Genomic DNA, 25,659 nt, shown 5'->3' on the forward strand with positions numbered 1-25,659 from the left:
CGCCCAAAGGGATTCGAACCCCTGACCTTCTGTTCCGTAGACAGACGCTCTATCCAGCTGAGCTATGGGCGCATATTTATTTAGGTTCTTACCTTGCGGCTCGACCTCGAATAACTATACAGAGAAAATTGGTACACGCAAAATCGCAGGGTGGGTCCCTGTGGCCTCATTCTGGCGTCTCAAATATTGAAGTATACCGGTACACGTGTCCTTCGTCACATTATAATCGAGTTAGGTGAAGCGAAAACCCCTGCAACTCAATGTTTTCAGGAACCGTTCATCTGTTATTAGCCAATTCGGGCGATCTGAGTCACAGGAAGCGTCGCGGTTCGGAACCTAGCATCGAACTATTGCAAATTCAGCCCAATGGAGGGAATGGACATGAGCGAGAGCTCGGACCAGAAGGTCATCGACGCAGCACCGACCACGCACGCAAAGCTAGCAGCTTGGGTGCAGGAAATCGCGGAACTGACGAAACCTGACCATGTCTATTGGGTAGATGGTACGCAGGAGGAGAACGATCGCCTCACCGCCGAACTGGTTGCCACCGGCACCCTGAAGAAGCTTACGGATCCTTCGTTCCCTAATTCCTTTGCTGCCTTCTCGGACCCCAAAGACGTGGCCCGTGTAGAAGAGCGCACCTTCATCTGCTCGGAAAACGAGAAGGATGCCGGCTTCACCAATAACTGGATGGACCCGGCCGAGATGAAGGAAAAGCTCAATGGGCTTTTCGACGGCTCAATGCGCGGACGCACCATGTACGTGATCCCATTCGTGATGGGACCGCTCGATGCAGAACAGCCACAGTACGGTGTTGAGCTCTCCGACTCGGCCTACGTTGTTGCCTCGATGCGCATCATGGCCAAGATCGGTAATGAAGTATTGCGCAAGATGGAGGCCGAAGATGCGTTCTTCGTTCCGGCGCTGCACACGGTAGGCGCCCCGCTGGTAGCTGGCCAGCAGGACGTGGCTTGGCCGTGCAACGAAGACAAGTGGATCGTGCACTTCCCCGAAGAGCGCTCCATTTGGTCCTACGGCTCGGGCTACGGTGGAAACGCCCTGCTGGGCAAGAAGTGCTACGCACTGCGTATCGCCTCGGTGATGGCCCGCGACGAGGGGTGGCTTGCCGAGCATATGCTCATCCTCAAGCTGACCAACCCGGAAGGCAAGAGCTACAACGTTGCAGCTGCCTTCCCTTCGGCCTGTGGCAAGACCAACCTGGCCTTGCTGGATCCAACCATTGATGGTTGGAAGGCCGAGACCCTGGGCGATGACATCAACTGGATGCGTATCGGTAAGGAAGGCGAGCTTCGCGGCGTCAACCCGGAATACGGCCTGTTCGGCGTGGCACCGGGCACCGGTTGGTCAAATAACCCCAATGCGATGAACGCCATCACCAAGGGCAACTCGATCTTCACTAACGTTGCGCTCACCGATGACGGTGGCGTGTGGTGGGAAGGCATGACGGATGAGGTTCCGGCACACCTGATCGACTGGCTTGGAAATGACTGGACCCCGGATTCCGGCCGCGTTGCAGCCCACCCGAACTCCCGTTTCTGCACTCCGATCGATCAGGTCGACATGCTTTCGCCCGAGTACTACAACCCGGATGGTGTGGAAATCCACGCAATCCTCTTCGGCGGACGTCGCAAGACCACCATCCCGTTGGTCACCGAGGCGCGCAGCTGGGCCCACGGCATCTTCATGGGTTCAACACTTTCCTCGGAAACCACAGCAGCAGCAGCCGGTGCCGTGGGCGTTGTGCGCCGCGATCCTATGGCAATGCTGCCGTTCATTGGCTACAACGCCGGTGACTACCTGAACCACTGGGATTCGATCGAGTCCAAGGCCAACCCGGAGCGTCTGCCCAAGATTTTCTTGGTCAACTGGTTCCGCCGCACCGCCGACGGCGGCTTCGCATGGCCTGGCTTTGGGGATAACTCCCGGGTGCTGAAGTGGGCCATCGATCGCATCGAAGGCAAGGCAGATGCTGTTGAGACTCCGATCGGCTTTGTGCCAACCGGAGAATCTGTGGATCTGACCGGTCTGGACATGACTGCCGCCGATGTTGAAGCAGCCGTCAAGGTTGATGAGGCAGAGTGGGCCACCGAGTTGGAAAGCATTGAAGAATGGTACGCCAAGTTCGGCGAAGCTCTTCCGGATTCATTGCGTGCGGAACTTGATGGAGTCAAGGAACGCTTCAACGCCTAAGAGCCGCGAACTCAAAGTACGACCCCCTAACGGTGGGCCGGGTATGGATCTTGATCCGCACCCGGCCCACCGTTAGTTAACATGGCTTATGCCATGTGGGGCTATATATAACACCCAAATAACACCAATGTAACGGCCGCCGAACCGCAGTACAGTTGCAATTGCGTGGCTAGTCGATCAATCAACCGAGAAATGTGTCAGGATAAAAGCATGATTCTCGCGCGTTTGATCCTCGGGCTGCTGAGTTTATCGCCCATGACCGGATACGAGCTGAAGAAGCACTTTGATTCTTCAATCAACCATTTCTGGAATGCGGATAAGGCCCAGATCTACCGCACCCTAACCAAGCTGGTGCAAGACGGCCATGCAACGGTGACGGTAATCCGGCAAAGCAACTACCCCGACCGCCAAGAACACCACATCACCGAGCTCGGCCGCGAAATGCTTGTGCAATGGCTACAAACGGATGTCACGGCACATATTCCCCGTGAACCGTTTATGGCCCGGCTCTTCTTCGCTGCCGAGCTGGACCGCACGGGAGTTGTTGACTTGGTTGAGGCCAGACGTGTAGCCACCCAGGACCTGTTGGATGATTACCTCTCACAGCGTGAGGATATTGATATGCGCGCAGCAGCAGATAGGCGCAGCTTCCTCATGGCCGCCACCTTGGATAACAGCATTCGCCACCAGGAAGCCGAACTCCAGTGGCTTGAGGCAGTTGCGGAGCACCTGCCATGAGCCAGCCCAGCGCAGCTACACCCAAGGAGCCGGCACTCGCCAAGGAGCCTACGGCCCCGGTGAACGCGGCAGCAGCCCAGCGGACAATCCCGGACGCCACTACCCCGGTCACGCAGCCGCAGGCTAAGCCCGCCAAGCCCGCAAGGCCACCGCGCGCCCCAAAATCGGTGAGGGAGAAGGCCGTTGCCCCAGTCTCCGGGCCGGACGAAAAGGCACACACAAACACCGTCGAGTCGAAGCAGCAAGATCCTGCGCGGAGTTCGGCCCCGCAGAATACCGAGAAGCCAAGCCCGAGCGCGGTGCGTGACCCCGGGGGATACCCGGAATTTCATGCACCCACCCGTGTCCGCAACGATGGTAAAGCAACACAAACGATTGTGTTCTTGCACGGCGGTAATGTGGCTAACTGGAGCTGGGATCCGCAGGTGCGTGCCTTTAGCGATTATGAGGTACTCACTCCTCACCTGCCAGGGTTTGGGGCTCGTGCGGCAGAAGACTGGGCGGGGTTGGACTCCGCCGCTGATGATGTTGCTGCAATCATTGCCGATGAGGTCTCAAGCGGTGGCGTACACCTTGTAGGACTCTCGCTCGGCGGCGTGGTTGCCTTGCGTGTCGTGGCCAGGCACCCGGAACTTATTGATTCACTGATGCTCTCTGGGGTGCCCGCCATTGGGGTCTCCAGTTCAATGCGCAAGCTCAGCCGCATGCAACTCAAGCTCTTTAGCAGTGAATGGTTCTGGCGCTTCCAAGCCGGTGCCTACGGCATGATTGCCGATGAAAAGGAACTCTTCACGGACCATGGAACCAAGCTGCGGGCAGATAATATGCGCGCAATCATGGACGAGGTAGACCCCGGTGGTCTTCCGGCCAAGCTTGGAGACTACAAGGGTCCGGTCATGGTGGTTGCCGGAGGTAAGGAGCCCAAGCTGGTCTCCAAGTCCTTTCCGACGCTGGGCAAGGTTTTACCCCAGGCCCAATTCCGTACCGCTGTGGGACGGCATCATCAATGGAACATTGAAGATCCGATCCTCTTTAACGCAACGGTGCGCTCCTGGATTGAAAAAGGTATCGCGCATCCGCGGCTTCAGGAAACCGGTGTTTTAGAAACCGACGAATTCTAAGCTCGGAACGAGTCGGTGTGGAATCGCCGAGACCGATTCTAAAAAGGTAAGGTCCGTGAACCGTTACAACAGTTCACGGACCTTACCTTTATTCACCCGCCGCTAGATGCCTATCTTTTGGCGAGTCCCCCAATTTACTAGGTCCTCGGTGGGACTTAGGCCGCGAGCCAGAGATCCGGGCCGAAGACTTCGTAGTGAATGTTGGTTGCCGGGATGCCGGCGTCGATTGCCTGCGAACGCACCGCGCGCATGAACGGCAGCGGGCCGCAAAGGTACAGACGAGCATCCGCCGGAAGCTCAATGCCCTTCAATGACATGTAGCCCTCGGTGGCCTCGGTGTCAGCGGCCTTGGCGTTGATGTCTTCAAGCCAGAGCTTCAATTCGGCGTTGGGCAGTGCCTCGATTGATTCGCGCATCTGCTCCTTGAGCGCCCAAGCCTCCTCGGTTGCTTCGGCGTGCAGCACCATGACCTGGCGATCCGAGCCGGCCGCGGCAAGAGTTGCCAGTGCCGAGGCGCTCGGGGTGCAGCCAATGCCTGCTGTGGCAAGGATGATTGGTGCGCCGGTGGTGTCGATGGTCAAATCGCCATACGGGTTGGAAAGTTCAATGACGTCTCCAACGTTCAGGTGCCCATGCATGAAGGGGGAGACTTCGCCGCCCTCGTCAAACTTGGTGGTGATGATGCGCTCGGTGGTGGAGGTTACCGAGTCGCTCAGAGTGTACTGGCGGCACTGGCGCACACCGTCAAGCAATGGCACGCGGACCGAGACAAACTGGCCGGCCTCGGCGACGGTCACCGGGGTGTCATCTGCGGGCTCAAAGCGGAAAGTGATCGAACCGGTTCCGGCTGCTTCCTTGGACACGAGCTTCCAGTCAGTCCAGATCTTGTTGTTTGCCTGCTTGGCGTACAGGCCCTTTTCGATCTTAATCAGGGCATCTGCCATGAGCCAGTAAACCTCGGTCCAGGCATCGGCAACTTCTGGGGTGACCGCATCGCCAAGATCCTCGACGATGGCTGCGAAGAGGTGTTCGTACACGATCGGGTACTGTTCCTCCGCGATGCCCAATGAGGTGTGCTTGTGAGCGATGCGTGCCAAAACGGCCTCCGGAAGAGTTCCCGGGTTGTTCAGCAAGTGTGTAGCGAAGGCGGCGATGGAGCCGGCAAGGGCCTGCTGCTGGGTGCCGTTCTTCTGGTTTGCCCGCGAGAAAAGCCCGTCAAGGAGCTGTGGGTGAGCAGCAAACAGCCGCGCGTAGAAGTTCGGCGTGATGTGCGAGATACGCTCACCGATGATTGGAAGGGTGGCTTCAATGACCGGGCGGGACTTCTCGGAAAGCATGGTGTGGCTCCTTGACGAAGATATTGGCTCTTATCTTGCATTTGAAATGCAAGATTGATACTTAAGTTCTACGGCATGTAGAAGTTGGATGCAAATCGTGGCGTGTTAGCCGGCGAAATGAAATGGCGTTTGGAGTCGGGGCATGGCCGGGGCGTTGCCCTGAGTGCTCTCGGCGCGCACGGTCAAGTGACACTTGACTAGGTGAAGTATACAACTTTTGGGACTTAGCGGAAAATCGGGAAGGGGAGTAGTCGAGTGCTCGAAGCTCCGGTGAGATCCTCGACACGCAAGGTGTCAAGTTCGGCGTAAAAGGCCTCTCGAGCGCGGCGCAGCGCCGACCGCAGGGTGCACATTCCAATTAGTGGGCAAGGTACTCCGGACTCGGAAACGCAGTCGACAACGTCATCTCGGGTGTCGAGCTCGCGCAAAAGAGCGCCCACTGCGAGCTGCAATCCATGGGATGTAATTTGTGAGCCGCCATAGCGGCCGCGGGTAACCTCAATGGCCTGACGATTGCGCAGCTCCAGAACTGCCTTTGCCACATGGTTGTAGGGTACGCCAATCTCCTCGGCGATATCCCGTGTGGTGATTTGATCATCGCGACGAGACCCGAGCAGCATCAAGACGCGTAGGCACACATCGGCAAAGGAACTGAGTTTCACGTATTTCATTCTCGCAGGTATAAACCGACATAGCCTGTGAAATGTCCGATGGGAAGCAAAGGTTGGCTTCCTGGCTAGTGCGCGCTACCCGTATTTCAGGAGATAATTTGCCCGCATGACGGACAAGAGGGCCCGGATATCGAAGCTTTTGCTTGGATACCTGGGCCCTCCGGTAAGCGTTTCTCAAGAAGTGGGGTGTTAGACCCAAACCTGGATTTCGCCGGACTCGGCGCTGGGCTCGGTAAAGTCCCATACACCTGTCTCCGGGTCCGGAGCGACATATGGCTGCACGATAGCAACGGCGCCACCATCACGGTGTTCGGCAACCACATGGATTGCATCCTTGGCCTCATCGAGCAAGGTGACATCGGAGACGAAGGCAACGGCGGTGAAAGAATCTCGCTGGGATTGCAAGAGTTCCACCAGCTCATTCATCATGGCTTCTGCATCAATATCGGCTTCCGGGTCTTCCATATCCTCGGTGGGCTGGACCGCCAGCAAGCGCAGCTCCGGCTCGGCATTTTCTTCGGTGGCCGGCTCAACAGCGATGGCGAAAGGCAGGAATACGCCCTGCTCCTCGAGCTGTTCGCGGGCAACACCCAGGGCGGTGCCCAGCACGCGGTTTAGATCAAGCTGGGCAGCTTCGCCGAGCTCGGTGAGTTTGTTTTCGGGAGTGCTCATGCGTTGTTCCTTACGATATTGAGGACTGAGTCACGGATAGATTCCATGGTCTTTTGATCTACTGCCTCACCGTTGAAGCGCAGGAAAGGCTCGGTATTTGAAGGGCGCAGGTTGAACCAGAACGAACCATCGGTTGCTTTAACGGTAGTTCCATCCATATGGGAGACCTCAACAGGTTCCCCATCATAGGAGGCAAGCACGCGATCGACCGCACCGGCCTTATCCTCAACCTCGGAGTTGATTTCACCGGAGGAAACATAAGGCTCGTACTCTGCAGCGAATTCACTGAGCGGGGTTTCCTGCTGGCCCAGGGCAGCAAGTACATGCATTGCAGCAAGCATTCCGGTATCGGCATTGTAGAAGTCACGGAAGTAGTAGTGAGCCGAGTGTTCCCCACCAAAGACCGCGCCTTCGTCGGCCATAACTGCCTTGATGAATGAGTGACCCACGCGGGTCACCACCGGATGGCCACCGGCCGCGCTAACAGCCTCGGGCACCGCACGGGAGGTGATCAAGTTGTGGATGATCACAGGGGTTGTTTCACCAGCGGCCTGGGCACGAGCGATCTCGCGCACAGCCACAAGTGCGGTGATTGCCGAGGGAGACACCGGATCCCCCAATTCATCGATGACGAAGCAACGGTCGGCATCCCCGTCAAAGGCCAAACCAATATCGGCACCATGTTTGATGACAGCCGCCTGCAGGTCGCGCAGGTTTTCTGGTTCCAGCGGGTTGGCCGGGTGGTTGGGGAAGGTGCCATCAAGCTCAAAGTACAGGTCAATGATTTCCAAGGGTAGCCCGGGCAAAATTGAATCGCCCAACACCGCGGGGGTGGTCAGTCCGCCCATGCCATTACCGGCATCAACAACAACCTTCAGCGGGCGGATGCCCGAAAGATCTACAAGTGAGCGCAGGTAGGCCGAGTAATCGGCAAGTACATCGAGTTCGCTGATGGCTCCCTCGGGAGCCTCGGTGGATACGGGAAGGCCTTCGTCTAGGTAAGACTGGGCAAGATCACGAATATCGTACAGACCGGTGTCCGAGGACACCGGCACAGCACCAGCCTTGGCCATCTTGATGCCGTTGTAGGCTGCCGGGTTGTGACTGGCGGTAAAGACAACACCCGCACAATTTAACGAGCCAGCGGCAAAATACAGCTCATCGGTGGAGATAAGACCCAACATTTTGGGGTTAGCGCCGCGGTAGGCGGCACCGCGGGCAAAAGCCGCGGAAAATTCGGGGGAAGAAGGACGCATATCGCCACCCACCAAGACGTCTTGGCCAGCAAGGCCTAAAACGTCTACAAAGGCGGCGCCGATTGCCTCGACGGCCTCGGCGGTAATGGTGGCCCCGACGATGCCGCGCACATCGTAGGCCTTGAAGGACTCTGAAAGATCGATTTCCACACTCACAATCAAGAGCTTAGCGGTTGAGCCAGTCCAAGCGCCCGATTGCTACAGCGAAGGTGAGGAGCGCCATAGCTAGCTACGTGTTTGTGTCCAGCGAACATCGAATCATGGGGGATCACTGGAATACTGGGGCTCATGGAAGCAAACCTTGCAAGCACTCATACGGATCTTCGCGCCCGTGCCACCACGATCCTGCGTGCCCTGGTGGGACGCGAGGACGCAGACTTCCATGAGGGCCAATTTGAGGCAATTGAGGCACTGGTTGCAGGTGGACGCCGAGCACTGGTGGTCCAACGCACCGGTTGGGGAAAGTCAGCGGTGTACTTTGTTGCCTCACTACTTTTGCGTGCCCAAGGTTCCGGTCCAACACTTATTGTTTCCCCGCTGCTAGCGCTAATGCGTGATCAGGTTTCAGCTGCCAGTCGTGCCGGGGTACGCGCCGAAGCAATCAACTCGGCAAATGCCATGGACTGGGAACAGATCGCCAGCAAACTGGCCAACGATGAGCTGGATGTGCTGTTGGTTTCCCCGGAACGACTGAACAACCCGGTATTCCGCGACACCCAGCTTCCCGCATTGTTACAACGCATGGGTTTGCTGGTGATCGATGAGGCGCACTGTATTTCCGACTGGGGGCATGATTTCCGTCCCGATTACCGCCGGATCAAGGATCTCATCTCCGCATTACCAAACAGCATTCCGGTGCTCGCCACCACCGCAACCGCCAACGAGCGCGTGGTCCATGATGTTCAAGAACAGCTGGCCGTCGGCGGTGCCGATGTTTTCACGCTTCGTGGGTCTTTGGCTCGCGATTCCCTGCGCTTGGGAGTGCTTCGCTTAGCGTCCCCACGCTCGCAATTCGCATGGTTACTTTCCCACCTCAATGATTTTCATGGTTCGGGGATCATTTACACACTTACTGTTTCCGCGGCCGAGGACATTACCCGGCTGCTGGCCGAGGCGGGACATAAGGTGCTCGCCTACTCCGGGCGTACCGATACCGAAGAGCGCCACCGGGCCGAAACGGCACTGAAAAACAATGAGGTGAAGGCGCTGGTTGCCACCAGCGCCCTAGGGATGGGCTTTGATAAGCCGGATTTGGGGTTTGTGATTCACGTCGGTGCTCCCAGCTCCCCGGTTGCTTATTACCAGCAGGTTGGTCGTGCCGGACGTGGCAGCATCAACGCAGATGTGCTCTTGCTGCCGGGCCCCGAAGACCGAGAAATCTGGCGTTACTTTGCTACAAGCAGCATGCCGGATCAGGAACGCGCCAACGCTGTGCTCCAAGAACTTGGCGCCGCCGGGGGGCCGCTCTCGGTCCCGGCTCTGGAATCAAGGGTCAATATTCGTCGCACACCGCTGGAACTATTGCTCAAGGTCTTAGCCGTTGATGGCGCAGTAGAACGTGTTTCGGGTGGTTGGATTCGCACATCCCAACAGTGGTTCTACGACGCAGAACGTTACACCCGGGTGGCGGCCGCACGTGTTGCAGAGCAAAACTCAATGATTGATTATGAGAACTCGCAGGCTTGCCGCATGGAATTTCTGGCCAAGGCGCTGGACGATCCGGCGGCGGCACCGTGCGGGAAATGCGATAACTGTGCCGGAGTGTGGTTTAGCGCCACCATCGAAGAAACAGCCAAGGATTCGGCACAAACAGCACTGGGTCGGGTTGGTGCGTTGCTTGAAGCCAGACGCATGTACCCCGGAGGTATGGAAAAATTGGGTGTTCCGCTCAAGGGAAGAATTAAACCCGAATTCCAGGCCAGTGATGGCCGTGCCCTGGCACGCCTGACCGATTTGGGCTGGGGCGGACGGCTGCGCGCATTATTGGAAAACAGCACAGAACCCGACGCTCCCATCAGCCAAGCGATGCTCGATGCCTGCGTCAAGGTACTCAGCGAATGGAAATGGGAGACTCGCCCCGTGGCAGTCATCTCCATGCCCTCACGCAAACGAGCCCAGCTGGTTGGATCATTTGCCCAAGGAATTTCGCAGATCGGCCGGCTCCCCTACCTGGGTCAGCTTGAATACAAACATGGCGGACCACGCGGAGAATCCGGTGGTAACTCCGCGTTCCGCTTGGCAGCGGTGTGGGACCAATTTGTGGTTCCAGAAGACATGGCTCAAGCTCTGACGGGTGCTCCGGGTCCGGTCCTGCTCCTCGACGATTTAGCAGATAGCCGCTGGTCATTGACCGAGGCCGCCAGGGTGCTTCGTGAGGCCGGTGCACCCGGGGTGCTTCCCTTTGTTTTGGCGCAGGCAGGCTAAAGCAGTCACGGCTGTGCCACATGGTGGAAGTTCACACGTCGCCGGCTTCGTCCTGTGCGTCTAAGCGCCGTAGTCTAGAGGTATGGAAACACTGCTCTGGGTCGTCATTCCGCTGCTCGTTCTTGGCCTTGGTTGGCTCTGGATACGTCAGTTGCGCATTAAGAACTCGGCAGATGTTGCTGCCTCAATTACCCCTGAGACAGCTGCGCGCGCGGCAGCACAACTCACCGGCGAGGGACACCGAGCCGTCTATAAGTCCTTGGCGCAGGGCGATCTGATGGCTGCGGTGCAAAATTACAAGGCCATGACCGGTGAAGGATTCAAGGCAAGCATTATTGCCGTGCGTAGCCTTGAACGATTCCCGCAGGTGCGTACCGAACCCACTAACGCAACAACAATCGCCCAGCAGTTAGAAGCCGAACGTCAAGGCGAACAGTCCGCCGCTCCCGGTGCCGAGCACCAGCAGGCGGATCAAGCACAGAATGCTGCCGCCAAGCTACCTTCACTTGCGGATTCACCTGCCGTGGTACCTGCCGAGGTCTCCCCGCAAGAAGCACTTTCGATTCCGAGCGCACCTTCAATTAGTGATGATGAAGCGTGGGTAGTACCCACCGAATGGGCCGAAGAATTTGGAAGTGACGCCGAGAAAACCTCGACTCAGTTCAAGGTCTCCTACCTGGTTGATGGAGTTCCACACGAATTTGCCAGCGAGGATCTTCCGCCCGCCGAATACGATCAGTTTATGTCGCTGGTTCGTGACAAGGACTTGCCCGGTGCTGCCAACTTGATCTCCAAGCATTCGGGGCTTGAGCAAGAAGAAATCCTACGCATGCTTGTTGCATCCCCGCTCAGCGGTGCCGGGGGAGCAAACGCAAACATCGCTGATTTTAGCTTTGAGGGTCAGGGCCCGGACGGCGCAGTTCACTTCAGCATCGACGATCTGGTTGAGCCCGAACGCACCGAATTCCTAGCTCACCTTCGTCTCGGTGAGCTAGACGAAGCCACCACCATCGTTGCGCGAGCAACGGGACTGCCCACCGATATGGTCAGAACCTTGCTCAATGCGTTTGGGGATGGAGATAACTAAGCTCCTGCTGGCCTAGGCCAGGTCCAAAGAAACCGCGTAGTCTCATTCCCTGCTTTGGCCGGGTTGGGAACTGCGCGGTTTTCTTATTTCAGGGCGCATTCTGGCGCCACACACTGTTCATACCTATAAGCCGTATTCCCACGTGGGAGGGGGCCGGGAGAGGCTCTAAGACGCAAAAAGCCCCCTACCGAAGTAGGGGGCATCTGGCGGACGCGGAGGGATTTGAACCCTCGGTCGAGTTTAACCCCGACACTTCATTAGCAGTGAAGCCCATTCGGCCGCTCTGGCACGCATCCATTTTGCTGTTTCCAGCTCCCCTAGACTACCCAAAGCTGGCCCCGCATACAAAACGAGGTCAAACTCCGGACGGGAATCCTTGAATTCTAGGGGAAAATGTACGTTTTTAGGATGCGATATGGCGCCATAAAAACTCGTAACTGGTGGCCAGCATCGTTGCAGAAGCCGAATTATCAGATGCACCAGCATGCCCGCCATCTAATGATTCGTGATATCTCACCGAGGAAACACCCATGTCCATCATTTTGGCAGCCATCTTCCGAGCCTGAACCGGACCGACCCGGTCATCGCTGGTGGCACTCCAAATGAGTGAAACCGGGTATTTGATACCTTCCGGAAGTGAATCGTCGAGGCGGTGGTACGGAGAAAACGTGCGTACAAACTCCCAGTCTGAGGGAACATCAGGATCCCCATACTCCGCAATCCACGAGTGTCCCGCCGAAAGCTGGGTGTAGCGACGCATATCCAAGAGCGGAACACCACATGAGATAGCACCGAAGAGCTCCGGGTAGCCAGTAATCATATTGCCAACCAACAAGCCACCATTTGACCGTCCGGTAGCCGCAAGATGCTGTGCCGAGGTGACTCCACGAGTGATCAAGTCACGTGCGATAGCCGCGAAGTCCTCATAGGCGCGGTGCCGGTTCTCGCGTAGTGCTGCGCGGTGCCAGCGCGGACCGTATTCACCACCACCACGAATATTTGCCACGACGTAGCTGGCCTTGCGTCCGTCGGAGCTGGTGCGAGCCAACCAGCCAGGACCCAACGCACCAAGATAGCCGGGGGTCAGGCTGGTTTGGAAACCTCCGTAGCCGTTCATGAGCACCGGGTTGGCACCATCGAGCTGCAGATCTTTCGGCGAGACCTGGAAATAGGGCACCTTGGTTCCATCATCCGAGGTAGCAAAATGTTGGGAGACTTCGAAGCCATCTGCATCGAATCGCGCAGGGGGACTTTTGACGGTGCTTGGGGCAGTATTCGAAGCATTGAGGGTGCCGCGTGCGAGTGTCGTTGGCGTGAGGAAACCGGTAAGGGTCAGCCAGTAGTCGTCTTCGCAGGCAGGGTCCAGATCATCAACTGCCGAGATGCTAAAACTATGTAGTGGGGCACCTGCCTCCAAGGCAGTGAGCGCGAAGTCTTGGGACGGGTCACAGATGAGAATCTGTGAGGATACGTCTTCGAGGATGTTCAACAGCAGGTAGTTAGCGGTGAAATCTATTGATTGCAACGAATTATTCTCGGTGGGAACAAATATTTTGCGAAGCGAAGCTGTGCCACGCATAAATTCTTCGAGATCCGCAAGCAACAACGATCCCGGAATGTAAGTTGTATCCCGATAAGTCCAAGGAGTTTGCGGAGAGAAAATAACCCATTGCTTGTGCAATGAAACGCCGACATCGGTAGGGACATCAATGTGTACCCAGTCCCCGCCTCGGCGAAGGAACGTTTTGGAATTGTAGAAATCGATAACATCGTGTGCCAGATCGCGTTCAAAACCGGGTGTTGGATCGTGTGACACGTAAGCCAAAACATGTGATTCGTCGATGGCAAAAATTTCTTTGGCATCACAGAGCTGTTGGTTACGCGAAAGGGAACGCACGGTGCGCGCGTAAGAAGAACGCGTTAAGGAACCACCATCCACGCCTGTTGCCACATGCAAGGTATCTTCACCTGCCCACGAGACATTCGTTTTAGCCACAGGAATATCAAAGCCACCGGGAACAAAGACGCGAGTCACTAGATCAAACTCGCGTATCCGTACTTGATCACCGCCATCAGGTGAGAGCTTGATCAATGCTCGGACATGCGGTTGTTGCGGTGCAGGACGCAGCATCTGAGCACCGGAGAATACCCAGTCAATTCCGTCCTGTGCGGCAAGCGCATCAATGTCTAGGAGTACATCCCAGTCCGGTTCCTCACTTTGGTACGATTCCCAGCTGGTACGGCGCCATAGACCCTTGGGGTGTTGGGCATCGCGCCAGAAGTTGTAATAGTGTTCCCCGCGCTTGGTCACCATGGGGATGCGGTCGGTGGCATCGAGTACCTGGAGAATTGCCGCACGGTTTTCTTCATAGCGGGTATCGAAGAGCTCGGCTTCGGTGCGTTTATTTTGGGCAAGAACCCATTCCATGGCTTTCGGAGAATCAATATCTTCTAGCCAAAGCAGCGGATCGGTAGGTTCGGCAGGTACTGTGCCAATACCTACTCCCTGAGTGCTAATTGGGGTTTCTGTGGTTGCGGAAGCATGCTGTGAAGAATTGGGGCTCATGGCTTCAGTCTAGGGAACTGTGCGAGACACGGCTCAAGATTTCACGTAATAACTTGTGAGAGCGTCAAATTGGGTGCGCCGATGGATATGTTAGTGAGTACGAACACATTCAAAGGGGGATTATTGTGCAGTTTGGAGAACGAATCGCTGCTTTGGCAGTAAAGGTTCAGCAGCAGCGCGGAATTATCGAGACAGAAGAAGCTACGAAGAACGCGTTTATTATGCCGTTCATTTCCACGATTCTCGGATATGACGTATTCAATCCGATGGAAGTGGTTCCCGAGTTCACCGCAGACATAGGAATCAAAAAGGGCGAAAAAATTGATTATGCGATCGTCCGAGATGGCGAAGTCCAGATTCTGATTGAGTGCAAAAAATCTCCTGCTGGTCTGAAATTCGAGCATGCTTCACAGCTGTATCGTTACTTTGCTGCGACGAATGCCAGAATTGCCATTTTGACCAATGGCGAGGTCTACCAGTTCTACACGGATCTGGATGCACCAAATAAAATGGACTCGAAGCCGTTCCTAATTTTGGATATGAACGATATCGACGAAACCCTGATCCCAGAACTTAGAAAACTCTCAAGAGACGCCTTCGATCTGGAGTCCATCGTTAGCGCTGCTGAAGAGCTCAGATATATCGGTGAGATCAAACGCGTAATTGCGTCAAACTTCCAAGAACCAACTTCAGAGTGGGTCAGGTTCTTGTCGGCAGGAGTCTACGAAGGACAATTTACTCAACGGGTACGAGACCAATTCACCGGGTTGGTGGCCAAAGCCTCCAAACAATTCCTTACTGATCAAGTAAACGATCGGATCAAGGCAGCCTTGGGCGAACCGAACGTGCCTTCGATCCCACGGCAAGAACTGGTTGCAAGCGTAACGAGCGAACCCGTTGTCGAAGCCGATCTGGAACCAGATGATGGGATTGACACGACGTTGGAAGAGCTAGAAGGTTTCCATATTGTGCGAGCCATCGTATGTAAAGAGGTCAAGGCCAATCGTGTGGTTTATCGTGATGCTAAGTCATACTTCGCGATTCTTCTTGATGACAATAATCGAAAGCCGATAGCTCGTCTGCACTTTAACCGTGCACAAAAATACCTTGGACTGTTTGACGCAAACAAGGTGGAAACTCGTATCCCTATTCAAACCCTGGATGAAATTTACGAGCACGCTGAACAAATGCGTGCAACAGTTCAGTTGCAGATGGCTGCCTGATCTCTGAGTCAGAAATATAGGGCGTGCCCGGGGCTTTGAATGTTTTTTGTCAGATACTAACAATCACCCCGGGCGCGGCTTCAAGTCGTACTAGGCTAAAAGCGTGAGTGAGCAGCAGAATTTCGGTAAAGACCCCTACACTATCGCTGTAGTTGGTGCGGGCCCGCGCGGCACATCGGTCCTTGAACGGATCGAAGCTGTCCTCAAGGATTCCCAGCACAGGGGTCGAATGCTACGGGTTCTGATCTTTGAACCTTTTGAACCGGGTGCAGGCAGGGTTTGGTCTACCGCACAATCGCGCCTGTTTTTGATGAATACCCCCGCGTTGTTCCCAACGGTTGCCCCCGAGCGTGTGCAGGATGGTGAACCTGGTTTGAGCTTTGAACAATGGCGCGCTTTGGGTGGCGATGGTGCCCTGTTAAGCAGCGTTGAATCCGAAGAACTAGCTGGCCTGAGCCGTGGCTCCTATCCACCTCGTGCCTTGTACGGACGATACCTGCGCCACGTCTTTGACACGGTAATTTCAGCGCTGAAAGTGCTTCCACAAATTGCTGAGGTACAAATTTTGCGCGCCGAGGTGCGCCACCTCGAGCAAACCGACTTAGGGTATGAGCTTCGTGCCCAACCCATGAGCACGCAATACCCGCATCCAGCCGTTGAAGGCGAAGTCGAGAACTTCACTGTGGATGCCGTGGTGTTGGCGCTGGGTCATGTCCCTGCTCATCTCAATCCGGCGCAGAGCGTTATTGCTGCTGCTGCGCAAGATGCCAACCTTAGCTATCAAGGCCCAAATGTTCCTAGCGATGTTGCGTGGGAACGGATTCGTCCGGGACAACGCGTTCTAGTACGTGGGCTTGGGCTGAATTTCTTTGACGTCATGGTCGCGTTGACTGTCGGGCGTGGGGGAGAATTCCGGCAGGTCAATGGTGGACCCGGGCGCGAGCTTGAGTACTGGTCCTCGGGAAACGAACCCAAAATCATGGCTGCTTCCCGCCGGGGGACACCCTACCGGGCCAAATCTTGTATTGATGATTTCATTGCCCCCTCGGTGAAACTTGAATACTTTGACAGCGAAGTGATAATTCAAAAGATCGCTGAGCAACGTGCAATAAACCCCGATGCTGCAGCTAGCTTTGAAGCCCATGTGTGGCCTTTGCTCCACCGTGATGTGTTACTTGCTTACTATCGAACTGCAGCAGAACGAGTTCCGGGTCGGTTCCTTATTGACCCTCAAGAATTTGTCAGCAGACTCATTGCCGTACTGGACGCCGAACATCAGGAAGGCTCCAAGGTTTGGGTTTCCAAGGCCCAACGGTTGGTCACGGAATTTGCACCGGAGCTTGGGTTCCTTGATGTGCAGGGACTTGGCCACCCATTTGCAGGCCGCGGGTTTACCTCTGCCAAGGAGTATCAGAGGTCCGTCCGGGAATATCTCGAGGCGGATGCACTGGCCTCTGCCGGAGGCGAGAAGGACCCGCTGAAGTTGGCCATTGGTACGTTGAACGCCGGCCGTATGGTGCTCAAAAACATGATTGCCGAGGGATTGATCAGCGACGCCTCGCGCTTGAGCGAAGTACAAGGATGGTTTGAACCGTTGGTTGAGGGACTGGCCTCTGGGCCTCCTGTACAGCGTATCGAAGAACTCGCGGCTTTAGCGCGTGCAGGGATCGTTGAATTTATAGGCCCGGACCCAGAGTTTGGAATTGACCCGGTTTCACAGGTGTTCACTGCGGCATCCCCTTGGGTTGATGCGCCGAACTACACGGCTCCAGCCTTAGTTGAAGCGATGATGCCAGCCAATCGCGTGCTACAGACGGCATCGCCGCTGCTTCGCCAGCTGCTGGATGATGAGTTGGCATCCCCGTTGATCATGCGTAGCACCGAAGGCGAACCAATCCAGGGGCAGGGTCTGGACGTGGTGGGAACTCCCTACCGGATGGTCGATGCTCATGGTTTAGCACATCGAGCGATCTTCGTGATTGGTTTGCAGCTTTCCTCGGCCCAATGGGGAACGGCAATTGCCGCGCAGGCGGGAGCCGCATTTGATGATGCGGCACGTACCTTGGGTGACGCCCAAGATATTGCTCATGAACTGGTAAGGCTGAGCCAAATCTAGGGTCAGATAGGGTTTTGGTGCGGTGCACTGTTCGCACCAAAACCCTCCGTGATGCTTGTAGGCCATTGAATTTTGTGTGTTCAAGATGTGCCCAAACATCACTACCTGTTAAACAAGAAAAGCCTTGCTTCCCTTTATTTAAAGGGAAGCAAGGCTTTTATCTTGAGCGGATGGTAAGAGATTTGAACTCTTGGTACGGGGTTACCGCACACTGGTTTTCAAGACCAGCTCCTTAGGCCGCTCGGACAACCATCCAGACCTGAAAAGTATACTCCAGCAAAAGCATGCTTGCAGACCAGATGCTGCTTTTTGGCTCTCAGCGTGTCGTAAATCGCGATTCGGTGAGTCAAAATTGCGAAGATGCAATCATGGGAGTTGCTATGCGGTGCATTCAAACGAAAGAGGACAAACATGCGTGCCATTGAGTACCAGGGTGCCGGTGGAGTTGACGTCTTGATGGAAGTTGAGCGGCCCATGCCGATCCCTGGACCCGGTGAGGTGCTGGTTAAGGTCGCGGGTTTCGGACTGAATCGCGCCGATATCCAACAACGGCTTGGTGTTTACCCGCCACCTCCCGGCGCTAGTGACATTCCCGGGCTTGAAGTTGCAGGAATTGTGGAAGCTGTGGGCCAAGGTACTGATGAAAGTCTGATTGGGCAGCGGGTTTGCGCGCTACTTGCCGGCGGCGGCTACGCCCAGTACGTTGCGGTCCCTGCCGGACACACCCTGCAAATCCCAAAGCACATCGATGTGGTGGACGCTGCCGGATTTATGGAAGTAGCTGCAACTGTCGTTTCGAATCTTTTCCTTGAAGCAAAGCTTGTTGCGGGTCAAAATGTGCTGATCCACGGAGGGGCTGGAGGCATTGGATCCATGGCGATTCAGTTATGTGTCGCAGCTGGAGCAAACGTTATTATCACCGCCTCAAGCCCCGAGAAGATTGCTCATTGCCTCGCGCTGGGGGCACACCACGGAATCAACTATCGTGAAGAAGATTTTGTTTCCAGTGCTAAGGCGCTAACCGGAGGCAATGGCATTGACGTCATTCTTGATGTTGTTGGAGCCAAATACCTTGATTCAAATATCAAGGCCCTGGCGCTGGATGGAACCTTGGTGATCATCGGGCTCATTGGCGGCGCGCGAGCAGAGCTGAATATCGGATTGTTGATGGGCAAACGTGCTCGCGTTATTGGGACAACGCTTCGAGCGCGTCCGGCAGCTCAAAAGAGCGCCATTGTTGCCGAAGTAGCGGCACGAGCAGTGCCCCTACTTGAAGATGGAACGTTAGATTTGGCAATAGATCGTCGTTTTTCCTTCACGGATATCCGCTTGGCGCACGAATACTTCGATTCGGGGACTCATACGGGAAAAATCGTCGTAATGACCTGATCTTGGTTTTCTCATGGGTTAGCGTGGGCAGTGAGCGCTTGATATCACACGTTGTTGCATGCGATGCTGGCGCTCACAACTCGCGCCACCCTGAACCGTCATCGTGAGAGGAACCCCCATGAGTCAGCACAGAGCCGAGGTACCTCAATTACCTCCAGCGGGTGTAGCCCCGGATGTTATTGAGGCCGAAGAGAATAAGTGGACCCCGATCAAGATCGCCATTTGGGCTGCGATCGCATTGCTCGGTGGAGTTGCTTGGGCATTCCTCGCGTTTTCCCGTGGTGAAACCATCAACGCCATTTGGTTTGTTTTCGCGGCTGTCTGTACCTATCTGATCGCCTACAGGTTCTACGCGAAATTCATTGAACGTAAGCTTGCCAAGCCCAATGATTTCCGTGCGACCCCGGCCGAATACAACAACAATGGCCGCGACTTCATGCCCACCGACCGCCGGGTGCTCTTTGGCCATCACTTTGCGGCGATCGCTGGTGCCGGACCGTTGGTGGGCCCGATTCTGGCGGCCCAGATGGGCTACCTGCCGGGAACCATTTGGATCATTATTGGCGTGGTGCTTGCCGGTGCTGTCCAAGACTACTTGGTCATGTTCTTCTCGATGCGCCGTGGGGGACGCTCGCTGGGCCAGATGGCCCGGGAAGAACTCGGTGTCATTGGCGGTACCGCAGCACTTATTGCAACGCTGGCCATCATGGTCATTATTGTTGCCATCCTGGCCTTGGTCGTTGTCAATGCGCTGGGTGAATCTGCCTGGGGTGTGTACTCGGTAGGCCTGACCATCCCGATTGCCTTGTTCATGGGTATCTACCTGCGCTTTATTCGCCCGGGTAAGGTCATGGAAATTTCTGTCATCGGTTTTGTTCTGCTGATGTTCGCAATCATTTCGGGTCGATGGGTTGCCGAATCCGCATGGGGAGCCGAGTTCTTCCACATGGATCGCACCACTCTTGCATGGTTCATTATCATTTACGGCTTTATTGCGGCTGTGCTTCCGGTATGGCTCTTGCTGGCCCCACGCGACTACCTTTCAACATTCATGAAGATTGGCGTCATTGGTTTGTTGGCAGTTGCCATTATCGTGGTCCGCCCGGAAATTTCTGTTCCTGCGATTTCCGAATTTGCTAACACCGATAAGGGGCCGGTTGTTGCCGGGCACCTGTTCCCGTTCCTTTTTGTCACCATTGCCTGTGGAGCGCTCTCCGGCTTCCACGCGCTGATCTCTTCGGGAACCACACCAAAGATGGTTGAGAAGGAACGCCAGACCCGCTTCTTGGGTTATGGCGGCATGCTCATGGAATCCTTCGTGGCGATCATGGCATTGGTTGCAGCGATCTCGATTGACCGGGGCATCTACTTTGCGATGAACTCCTCCGCAGCTGCAACCGGCGGTACCGTCGAGGGCGCGGTGGCGTTTGTGAACTCACTGGGCCTGACCGGGGTAAACCTAACCCCAAGCATGCTGACCGATTTGGCAGCTGGTGTTGGTGAAGAATCGGTTGTTTCACGTACCGGTGGGGCGCCCACCTTGGCCGTGGGCATTGCACACATTATGCAGCAGTGGTTTGGTGGAGCGGCGATGATGAGCTTCTGGTACCACTTCGCCATCATGTTCGAGGCACTATTCATTCTCACGGCCGTTGATGCAGGTACCCGTGTTGCACGCTTCATGCTCCAAGACACTATTGGCAACTTCATTCCTAAATTCAAGGACACCTCATGGCGTCCCGGGGCCTGGGCATGTACGGCGATCATGGTCGCTGGGTGGGGGTACATCCTGATACTTGGCGTTACAGACCCGCTGGGCGGAATTAACACCTTCTTCCCACTCTTTGGTATTTCCAACCAGTTGCTTGCGGCAATTGCGCTGGCAGTTGTCATGACGATCGTTGCCAAGCGTGGAAATTTCAAGTACTTGTGGATCGTGGTTCTACCCTTGGCCTTTGCCACAGTGGTCACCGTATACGCATCATTCTTGAAGATTTTCTCCCCGGTTCCTGCCGTTGGGTACTTCGCTCAGCACAATCTCTACAGGGACGCATTGGCACGCGGGGAAACCAGCTTCGGGTCCGCCAAGAACGTTGAGGCCATGGAAGCAGTGGTGCGCAACACCGGTGTCCAGGGCTGGCTCTCGGTCATCTTCCTGGTACTTTCGGTCATCGTGATCTTCACCGCCGTGGTGGCAACCATCAAGGCATACCCCAATGGTGGGAACAACACCGAAGATCCGGAAGTTCCATCTAAGTTCTTTGCGCCGAGTGGAATTATCACCTCGCCCGCGGAAAAGGAGCTTGAGGCGGCTTGGAAGCAAGTTCCCGTGGAACACCAAGTGATTAGGGGTGGACACTAGCCATGAGCTCAACGCCAAAGCAGGCTGCACAGGTTCGAACTTCCTCGTTTCTGCGGGGCAACCTGAAGCTGTGGAGCTGTGCCAAATCCTTGGTGCGATACTTCGAGGCTGTGCTTGGCGCTGATAAATATCGTGTGTATTTAGAGCATCAGGCGCGCACTTATCCCGGTGTTGCTCCGATGAATGAACGGGACTTTTGGCGCGACTACAACGACTGGCAGGAGATGAACCCGCAGGGTCGTTGCTGCTAGGCATGATAGGTACATAATTAGGAGGTTCCCTTCTCGAGATATTGGGTAGATGCATTCGATCCCATATCTCGGGGAGGGCCTTTTCCTCCTCCTTCCAAAACAACTCTGGGGTAATGCTCTGTCCGCTGAGCAGATGAACATGGCAGGATGGTGCCATGAGTGAGCACAGCGAAAAGGTTCCCGGTGACCGAGGGGCAACAAACTCGTCATCAACATCGAATAATCCACCGTGGCCGCAGGCTCCCGGGATTGATAGTGAGAGCATCTTGGCTGCCAATGCGGGATTGCCACGACAAGGTACACCTAAGTCCGAGGGTCAACCTGCCCCGGCACCCGGGGCACCCAGCGAAGCGGTGCAAATTATGGGTGTTGGCGAACCGGGGAAGCTGATGCGTATTGGCGGGATGATCAAGCAGCTGCTTGACGAGGTTCGTTCGGCACCGCTTGATGAGGAAGCTCGTGCGCTCATGGCAGATATTCATGAACGCTCGGTTCACGAACTAGAAACCGGTCTGTCCCCGGAACTCGCGGCCGAATTGCACAGGATCCGCTTGCCATTTGCGGACGGAGAAACTCCCAGCGCAGCAGAGCTCCGTGTGGCACAGGCGCAACTAGTGGGCTGGCTAGAAGGCGTCTTCCACGGCTTGCAGGCAGCAATGGCGGCCCAGCAATTAGCTAACCAACAGATGGCGCAGCGTTTGGCCATGCGTCAGCTGCCACCGGGCACCCAGGTAGCCCCGGGAATTGTCATCAACGAACAAGGCGAACCCGAACGCATGAGTGGACCAGGTCCACAAAACGCGCCTAATGCAGAGGGTTCTGAAACTCAACAGACCTCCGATGGAAATAATGGATTCGGCCAATACCTCTAATACACTTGGATTGCTAATGAAAGCGGTCGACTAACCGCCAAGGCATGGCGCCTTGAAGCCTAAGGTAAGAAGCAAGGGTAAAGACGCAGATGGGGTTGTTCTCCACCGCACGTGCAGCACGCCGTGATGCCAAGGAACTTGGTGACGGGGTTTGGCGTCGCGCCCACGACAGGTTTGGGCGTTCGCTGGACCGTGTCCACCAAGTTCTTGAGGGCATTGAAGATGATGATCTGCACAACGCATTGATCATGATTGCCAACCACTTAGCCGAGCTACAAGACCGCGTCCGGGCCGTGTGTGTTGCCGCGCAAGCGACGAGCCCCAGCACCGGGGACAACGTTCCACACGAGCTCTATGCGGTACACCGCTACCTATCCAAGGCCGCAAACGATCTAGCAACAACCTCGCAGGTCGCCGCCATGGCTCGACTCGATGGTGAACGTTGGGGATACGCCTCCGCTGGGCTAGAAAATGTTGCGATGCGTGCAGACCTTGTAGCCACAGGGATCAGCGCTGCCGAAGCCGAGATGGCTAAGCACCAGCAAATGCACGACTAATTCACGTACCGAGTAGTGGTGCTGTTCGAAGGATTTTCCCCCGAACAGCACCACTACTGATTGTTTGATAACTACTTGCTTCGCCCAGCGAAGTTGATGATTTCACCTGTCAATCCACCGCAGGCACCGGCCTCCCCAGTGGGCCAGGCCTTGAACATTGCATCAGATTTTGTTCCGGTGTCTAGGATGAACGTCGACTCATCGCCCTCGATGAACCAGCCATGCTTGGGCATGATGCGTAGTGGACTGTGCGCTACCAGATCCTTATCCAACCATTCTGTTTCGATAGATGCTGCTGCAGTGGCACCCACGGGAAAAGCCAGAATCTTAGTTTGTGAGCCAATTGTTGCTGCGATACACGATTGAGCATCCGAACCAGTGTACGAATCGAATTCTTGTGCCGTGAAAACAATTGGTTTGGATGCGGGAATTGAAACGAAGGTATCGCTGAGCCCGAACCTCGCAAATTGAGCAAGTATTGCTCCGTTGAATGGTGTATCGATATTTTCAAGGGGGTTTCCCTCCAACGTCGTAAGGCTCGATGAATCTCCAAGAGTGCTTGTAGCTAATTTTTGTGGATCCGAGACCATAATTCCGTACGGTCCAGCAAGTGGTACAACTACACTCAAATCCGATTGCTTCGTCAAAACAACTACGAGATCGGTAGCATCGGGGCCCCCGCCCAACCTTGAAATATCACGCCCGGATAAATCAATGGGAGCCCAAGGCCCCGCGGCGTGATCAACTGTCTTACCCGTCCCAGCCACAGTGAAAGTGTTTATCAACCACCCGGTGTGTCTAAGCTCGGGGGGATCGGTGGGAAGCACAGCTCGCACAAATCCCGTGATGCGCTTACCCCCAGTTGCTTGGAATGCCGCTAGTTGGGCGGGGTCATTGATATTGAATTCACTACTGCTTGGGGTGCCGCCCACCTGCGGCCGTGAGGATGCAGATGGGGCCCCATCACCCCAGGGGACAAACACGGACAGGCTCATAATGATTGCTGCGGATGCGGCCAAAGCAAAGACGGTTCCCCAGACACGTGCCTTGGGCGCCGATTTGTGCGTGTGTGTGAGTTGAGAGATTGGCGGTACATAAGACCCTCGTGGAATCGTCGAACTTTGTAAACGGCTGTGTTCCATGAAGTTGTTCTGCAGCGCATCAAAGGGATCTGCAGACTTCAGCAGCTTTTCGACCACTGGATCGAGTTCGTTAGTTGGGGGTTGCTGCGAACGTGTACTCATGATTGGGTCGCCTCTCCTAAAGAACTGTTGCGCAGTGGATATGAACCAATGTGCTCGGCAAATGATCTGCGGGCCCGGTGCAGGCGCACTCGAACAGCCCCGGGGCTGGATCCAAGGATCACGGCGATCTCTTCGGAGCTGAAGCTATCCCAGTAGCTAAGCAAGAGAAGCTCCCGCTCGTTCTCCTTCAGAGCCGTCAACGCGCTGGCCACCAGGGGATTGTCAACCGTTGGCCGTAGATGTTCTTGGGCAAGTGCCAACCGTAGCTTTGACGCCTTGGCTGACGCCTTGTAGGCGTTACGCAGCAAATTCCTTGCAATGCCCACCACATAGGCGATTTCAGGTTCAGAACCTGCCCGTACCTTTTCCCACACGATCATGAATACTTCGCCGGTAAGGTCTTCGGCAAGATGCGCCGGAATGATCCGCCGGGCCAGGTACCTGTAAACGGTGTCATGGCATGCGGCATGCACCGCGGCAAAACGTTCCTCGGGCGCCAACCCTGGAGACGGAGGCATCATCATTTGATCCATACTCCCTCTATGGTCAAAAAGTGCACGAGTGTTACACGAAGGAGAAAGATTTATTCATCAAACTCAAAACAACCCTGAAATGGTTGCTCAATATTTCGCCTACCGCTGATAGCTGCCCAAACGTGCCAGCGCTCACAGTTAGCGGTGGCAGGATAAAAGCATGACCAACCTTGTTTCCCCAACACTGACATTCCACGACGGCAATACCATCCCGCAGCTGGGCTACGGCGTATGGAAAGTCGAAGACACCGTGGCAGCCGATGTCGTCCAGCAGGCCTTTGCCGCAGGATACCGTCACATCGATACGGCACGCATTTACGGCAACGAAGAAGGCGTAGGTCGCGCCATTGCCGCAAGCGATGTCCCACGCGAAGACATGTTCATCACCACCAAGGTCTGGAACGCGGACCAGGGCTACGACGCAACACTCGCAGCCTTCGATGCCTCCATGGAACGTCTGGGACTCGAATACCTAGACCTCTACCTGATCCACTGGCTTCAGCCCAAGCAGGGCAAATACGTGGATACTTGGAAAGCCCTGATTGAGCTGCAGAAATCCGGTCGTGTAAAGTCCATCGGCGTCTGCAACTTCACCATCGAAGCGCTCGCCGAACTCGAAGAGGCCACCGGTGTGCTTCCAGTGATTAATCAGGTTGAGACTCACCCGTACTTCCCGCAGACAGCGCTGCGCGAATTTGAAGCATCCAAGGGCATCTTGCACCAGTCGTGGTCCCCGTTGGGCCAAGGTAGTGAATTGCTTTCTGATCCGGCGCTCGTGACAATTGCCGAAAAGCACAGTGCTTCGGTTGCGCAAGTTGTTATCGCCTGGCATCTGGCAGTTGGCAACGTGGTGATTCCTAAATCGGTAACCCCATCGCGCATCGTTGAGAACTACGCGGGTCTCGGCGTGAAGCTGGAGGCTACAGATGTTGAAGCAATCAATGCGTTGGATAAGGGCGTAGAAGGCCGCATTGCCGCGGATCCGGCAGTGAGTGACTTCGCCTAAATTCTTTGCTTAAGAAATGTAGT

Annotated in this window: 20 protein-coding genes and 2 tRNA genes; 13 read left to right on the top strand and 9 right to left on the bottom strand. The window is 55.6% G+C overall.

Annotation, left to right across the window (positions count from 1 at the left end; translation table 11 throughout):
* Positions 1-381 precede the first annotated feature (381 nt).
* The 3 genes from CQ018_RS19290 to CQ018_RS19300 all read left to right on the top strand — a co-directional run bounded on the left by CQ018_RS19290 (position 382) and on the right by CQ018_RS19300 (position 4,070).
* Complete coding sequence (locus tag CQ018_RS19290) at positions 382-2,211, top strand: phosphoenolpyruvate carboxykinase (GTP) (protein ID WP_105551684.1); 1,830 nt, start codon at positions 382-384, stop codon at positions 2,209-2,211.
* 210 nt (positions 2,212-2,421) lie between these two features.
* Positions 2,422-2,949, top strand: a complete 528-nt coding sequence (locus tag CQ018_RS19295; protein ID WP_105551641.1) for a PadR family transcriptional regulator — start codon at positions 2,422-2,424, stop codon at positions 2,947-2,949.
* Positions 2,946-4,070 carry an alpha/beta fold hydrolase gene (locus CQ018_RS19300; protein ID WP_105551642.1) on the top strand — a complete coding sequence of 375 codons (1,125 nt, stop codon included), beginning with the start codon at positions 2,946-2,948 and terminating at the stop codon, positions 4,068-4,070. The genes CQ018_RS19295 and CQ018_RS19300 overlap by 4 nt, the downstream gene beginning before the upstream one ends.
* Positions 4,071-4,225: 155 nt before the next feature.
* Here the strand turns inward: CQ018_RS19300 and CQ018_RS19305 are convergent, their stop codons facing one another.
* The 4 genes from CQ018_RS19305 to CQ018_RS19320 form a co-directional block, all read right to left on the bottom strand.
* Positions 4,226-5,407 (bottom strand): globin domain-containing protein, encoded by a 1,182-nt coding sequence (locus tag CQ018_RS19305; protein ID WP_105551643.1) that lies wholly within the window; start codon positions 5,405-5,407, stop codon positions 4,226-4,228.
* Between the two features lie 224 nt (positions 5,408-5,631).
* Positions 5,632-6,078: an Rrf2 family transcriptional regulator gene (locus tag CQ018_RS19310; RefSeq protein WP_308729282.1), complete on the bottom strand. Its 447-nt coding sequence runs from the start codon at positions 6,076-6,078 to the stop codon at positions 5,632-5,634.
* 189 nt (positions 6,079-6,267) lie between these two features.
* Positions 6,268-6,750 carry a hypothetical protein gene (locus tag CQ018_RS19315; RefSeq protein ID WP_105551645.1) on the bottom strand — a complete coding sequence of 161 codons (483 nt, stop codon included), beginning with the start codon at positions 6,748-6,750 and terminating at the stop codon, positions 6,268-6,270.
* Positions 6,747-8,168: a phosphomannomutase/phosphoglucomutase gene (locus CQ018_RS19320; RefSeq protein ID WP_105551646.1), complete on the bottom strand. Its 1,422-nt coding sequence runs from the start codon at positions 8,166-8,168 to the stop codon at positions 6,747-6,749. Before CQ018_RS19320 ends, CQ018_RS19315 begins: the two co-directional genes overlap by 4 nt.
* Before the next feature lie 126 nt (positions 8,169-8,294).
* Between CQ018_RS19320 and CQ018_RS19325 the strand changes: the two genes are divergently transcribed.
* Together CQ018_RS19325 and CQ018_RS19330 are read left to right on the top strand one after the other, a co-directional pair.
* On the top strand, positions 8,295-10,430 hold the full coding sequence (locus CQ018_RS19325; protein ID WP_105551647.1) for a RecQ family ATP-dependent DNA helicase: 2,136 nt from the start codon (positions 8,295-8,297) through the stop codon (positions 10,428-10,430).
* A gap of 82 nt (positions 10,431-10,512) precedes the next feature.
* Positions 10,513-11,517, top strand: a complete 1,005-nt coding sequence (locus CQ018_RS19330) for a hypothetical protein (RefSeq protein WP_105551648.1) — start codon at positions 10,513-10,515, stop codon at positions 11,515-11,517.
* A 204-nt stretch (positions 11,518-11,721) separates the two neighbouring features.
* Here the strand turns inward: CQ018_RS19330 and CQ018_RS19335 are convergent.
* Positions 11,722-11,813: transfer RNA gene (locus CQ018_RS19335), tRNA-Ser, on the bottom strand.
* Positions 11,814-11,920: 107 nt separating this feature from the next.
* Positions 11,921-14,083 (bottom strand): prolyl oligopeptidase family protein, encoded by a 2,163-nt coding sequence (locus CQ018_RS19340; protein WP_105551649.1) that lies wholly within the window; start codon positions 14,081-14,083, stop codon positions 11,921-11,923.
* A gap of 125 nt (positions 14,084-14,208) precedes the next feature.
* On the opposite strand from CQ018_RS19340, the gene CQ018_RS19345 reads away from it, so the two are divergent.
* Positions 14,209-15,306 carry a type I restriction endonuclease gene (locus CQ018_RS19345; protein ID WP_374954224.1) on the top strand — a complete coding sequence of 366 codons (1,098 nt, stop codon included), beginning with the start codon at positions 14,209-14,211 and terminating at the stop codon, positions 15,304-15,306.
* Positions 15,307-15,409: 103 nt separating this feature from the next.
* Positions 15,410-17,422, top strand: a complete 2,013-nt coding sequence (locus CQ018_RS19350) for an FAD/NAD(P)-binding domain-containing protein (RefSeq protein ID WP_105551651.1) — start codon at positions 15,410-15,412, stop codon at positions 17,420-17,422.
* A 167-nt stretch (positions 17,423-17,589) separates the two neighbouring features.
* On the opposite strand, the gene CQ018_RS19355 is transcribed toward CQ018_RS19350, so the two are convergent.
* Positions 17,590-17,677, bottom strand: a tRNA-Ser gene (locus tag CQ018_RS19355).
* 156 nt (positions 17,678-17,833) lie between these two features.
* Here CQ018_RS19355 and CQ018_RS19360 point away from each other — a divergent pair.
* The 5 genes from CQ018_RS19360 (at position 17,834) to CQ018_RS19380 (ending at position 22,853) form a co-directional block, all read left to right on the top strand.
* Positions 17,834-18,811: an NAD(P)H-quinone oxidoreductase gene (locus CQ018_RS19360; protein ID WP_105551652.1), complete on the top strand. Its 978-nt coding sequence runs from the start codon at positions 17,834-17,836 to the stop codon at positions 18,809-18,811.
* A 118-nt stretch (positions 18,812-18,929) separates the two neighbouring features.
* On the top strand, positions 18,930-21,173 hold the full coding sequence (locus tag CQ018_RS19365) for a carbon starvation CstA family protein (protein ID WP_105551653.1): 2,244 nt from the start codon (positions 18,930-18,932) through the stop codon (positions 21,171-21,173).
* 2 nt (positions 21,174-21,175) lie between these two features.
* Positions 21,176-21,424 (top strand): YbdD/YjiX family protein, encoded by a 249-nt coding sequence (locus tag CQ018_RS19370; RefSeq protein ID WP_105551654.1) that lies wholly within the window; start codon positions 21,176-21,178, stop codon positions 21,422-21,424.
* Positions 21,425-21,579: 155 nt separating this feature from the next.
* A complete protein-coding gene (locus CQ018_RS19375) occupies positions 21,580-22,296 on the top strand; it encodes a proteasome activator (RefSeq protein ID WP_105551655.1) in 717 nt (238 codons plus the stop codon).
* Positions 22,297-22,385: 89 nt separating this feature from the next.
* Positions 22,386-22,853, top strand: a complete 468-nt coding sequence (locus CQ018_RS19380; protein WP_105551656.1) for a hypothetical protein — start codon at positions 22,386-22,388, stop codon at positions 22,851-22,853.
* Positions 22,854-22,924: 71 nt separating this feature from the next.
* On the opposite strand, the gene CQ018_RS19385 is transcribed toward CQ018_RS19380, so the two are convergent.
* Positions 22,925-24,097: a hypothetical protein gene (locus CQ018_RS19385; RefSeq protein ID WP_105551657.1), complete on the bottom strand. Its 1,173-nt coding sequence runs from the start codon at positions 24,095-24,097 to the stop codon at positions 22,925-22,927.
* Positions 24,094-24,621: an RNA polymerase sigma factor gene (locus CQ018_RS19390; protein ID WP_219844093.1), complete on the bottom strand. Its 528-nt coding sequence runs from the start codon at positions 24,619-24,621 to the stop codon at positions 24,094-24,096. Before CQ018_RS19390 ends, CQ018_RS19385 begins: the two co-directional genes overlap by 4 nt.
* 169 nt (positions 24,622-24,790) lie before the next feature.
* On the opposite strand from CQ018_RS19390, the gene CQ018_RS19395 reads away from it, so the two are divergent.
* Positions 24,791-25,636: an aldo/keto reductase gene (locus tag CQ018_RS19395; protein WP_105551659.1), complete on the top strand. Its 846-nt coding sequence runs from the start codon at positions 24,791-24,793 to the stop codon at positions 25,634-25,636.
* Positions 25,637-25,659: the final 23 nt, after the last annotated feature.

The sequence above is a fragment of the Arthrobacter sp. MYb227 genome (assembly GCF_002975435.1).
Classification (GTDB): domain Bacteria; phylum Actinomycetota; class Actinomycetes; order Actinomycetales; family Micrococcaceae; genus Paeniglutamicibacter.